This window comes from Paracoccus haeundaensis (assembly GCF_006239215.1).
Taxonomy (GTDB): Bacteria; Pseudomonadota; Alphaproteobacteria; order Rhodobacterales; family Rhodobacteraceae; genus Paracoccus; species Paracoccus marcusii.
Genome location: NZ_VDDC01000088.1, coordinates 1 through 2432 on the forward strand (window position 1 = coordinate 1; position 2432 = coordinate 2432).

The 2432-nt window shown below is 54.4% G+C and carries 1 protein-coding gene and 1 pseudogene; both read left to right on the plus strand.

The window, feature by feature from the left end; all coding sequences use genetic code 11:
- Nucleotides 1-895 precede the first annotated feature (895 nt).
- Complete coding sequence (locus tag FHD67_RS20030; protein WP_176695235.1) at nucleotides 896-1675, plus strand: cell wall hydrolase; 780 nt, start codon at nucleotides 896-898, stop codon at nucleotides 1673-1675.
- 140 nt (nucleotides 1676-1815) lie between these two features.
- A pseudogene (locus FHD67_RS20035) lies at nucleotides 1816-2353 on the plus strand (transposase); the annotation flags it as partial.
- Nucleotides 2354-2432: the final 79 nt, after the last annotated feature.

The following is a 2432-nucleotide window of genomic DNA, read 5'->3' on the forward strand; positions in this document are numbered from 1 at the left end:
TCGGGCCAGAAGGCCATCGGCGTGTCCGGGACAGGCCGTGACGCAACGGATGCGCCGACGCCCAAATCGGATGCCATCATGGCGATCATCGTGCTGGGCGCCAGCCTGTGGCGGCTGCGGAAGATGAGCGCTCGCAACTAAGATGGCTGTCCTTCGGCTGAATGCTGGATCTGCCAAGGTCGAAGCGGCTTATCCTTATGTCACCTACGTCTTCGGTGTGAAGCAAACGCTATATGAAGGTGGGGACTGACCTATCACTGAACTTTCATTCAGCCGCGACCGTAGCCAGGTTGGTATTGCTCCGCTCCCAACATTGGACTGCCGGATACCGAAGTTTTTCAGCTTGACTATGGTGACAGGCTTTCCAAAGCATCTCCGCGACTACCTTTCAAAAGCCGGTCCGGCGTGACGCAGACCTACCAAAATGGACAGGCATATGGGGCGGTTATCCACGATACATTCAGCGCAGGTTAGACAGCGGCCTTTGGGAGGAGCAACTGTCTGGCCAGCAGCTTGAACACGCAGTTAACGCCCGAGGAAGCAGTCAGCATTGCAGCAAGCCTAATACCCGTAAATGTTGTGCATGCCCGGGTATGGGTCTGGGATTTGTCTGAAGGCGAGGCCATTTTTCCGTTGAATGAGAGCTGCTGCTTTTTTTAATCGAACTTTGAACGCGGCAGTTAGTCGATTCTGCAGTATGAAACCCACTAGTGGCTGTTCAGGCCCCAAGCTCAGCTGCTCAGCCCGCGTTCTGTACATGCCGGTCTCACTACCGCCAAAGAGTGACAATTTTGCAGTCAGTTTTCTGACGGCAAAGATCGACAAGGTCTACGATGCGAAAACGGAACACAACTGTGTCGATTACCGTTCCTTATGCAATCAAGGGAACATGCCAATGGTTCGGGTGCAGTCTGCAGCTTTAACTGTCCTCATTGCTTTATGCTTTGCAGGAGCAGTTGTGTCTGTAGCACGGGAACATCTGTGGACCGGTGAGACATCCAGCTTTACCGCGCCAAATGGCAGCCTTGGCGCGCCAGTGCATTCTGCTGCTGAATCCGTTTATAAAGAAAAGATAGCAATTGGGCCAAACCGTATTGAACAAATAGCGGCTGATCCTGGACAGGACAGCGTTGATAGCGACGGTCTAATACTCGATGTCGCCATCGCCCCGTTACCACGTCCTGCAAAGGTAATGACATTTCGTCCTCCCCCTCGACCTGCAAACCCCGCCGAAATCGTAAAGGGGGCTGCCATCCCTCCGCCTCCACCATCCTTGCTCAACGCCAGCGAGCTTTCCTGTATTGCCGTCGCGATCTATCACGAGGCACGTGATCAAGGAGAGCTCGGGCAGCGCGCGGTAGCCTCCGTCATTTTGCAACGGGCAGCAATTCCTCACCGGTGGGGAGATAGCGCGTGCGAAAACGTCGTTCCGACGCAGTTCAGTTTCATGACATCACGCTATAAATATCCAAAAGTAAACGATATTGCGTCTTGGGAAAAAGCAGTGAGAATTGCAGCAGAAGTTCTCGTGAATGGCCCTCTGCCGGAACTGCATGGGGCAGATCATTATCACACCACCGCCGTGTCGCCCCAATGGGCACCCAAAATGGTTCGGATCCGGTCGATTGATGATCACGTCTTTTACGTGGACCCATATTCATCCTCTGCGCTCTAGCAAGTCGCTGAAATAGTTGTTTCTCGACGCGGTTTGCGGAACATGATTCTCCATCTGCACGATATCGGGCGGAGGTGATGATGCGCGAGACGGACGAAAGGAGTGGATCGCTGTTCAGCTATGGTGATCTTGAAGATTGAATCCCCGTCTAGCACCCACTGCGCAAAATCTGGCAGGTGGTGAATGATACTCTGGCCAGTCTCACTGCGGAGTTCGAGGCGCTTTATTTCAACTTTGGCCATCCATCAATTGCGCCGGAACGGCTAATCCGCACCAGCCTGATTCAGATCCTGTTCTTCCTCCGGTCGGAGCGGCAGTTGATGGAACAGATGCAGTATAACCTCATGTTCCGCCGGTTTGTCGGCCTCGACATCGACGATCCGGTCTGGGTTCCTACCGTGTTCACCAAAAGCCGCGACCGGCTGCTGACGACCGAGATGTCGCGCAAGGTGATGGCGGCGATCTCGGCGCATCGCGAAGTCGTGCCGCTTTCATCTAACAAGCATTTCTCGGTCAACGGCACGCTGGTCAAGGCCTAAACCTCCATGAAGCTTCCAGCCGAAGGCAGAGAGTGCCCTGTCAAAGGATGAGGGTCCGGATGATCCGCTCAGATACGACATCGTTGCAGACCAGCCCGTCCAACCCCAACCCGAACTCGAGCCAAACCTGATGCCCCGCGCTGGTCTGCCCCCTGAAAAGTGGTCCTCCCTAAGGTATGGCTTTTGAGCCATTTGGAGGATGCAGGAATGCCCCAGAA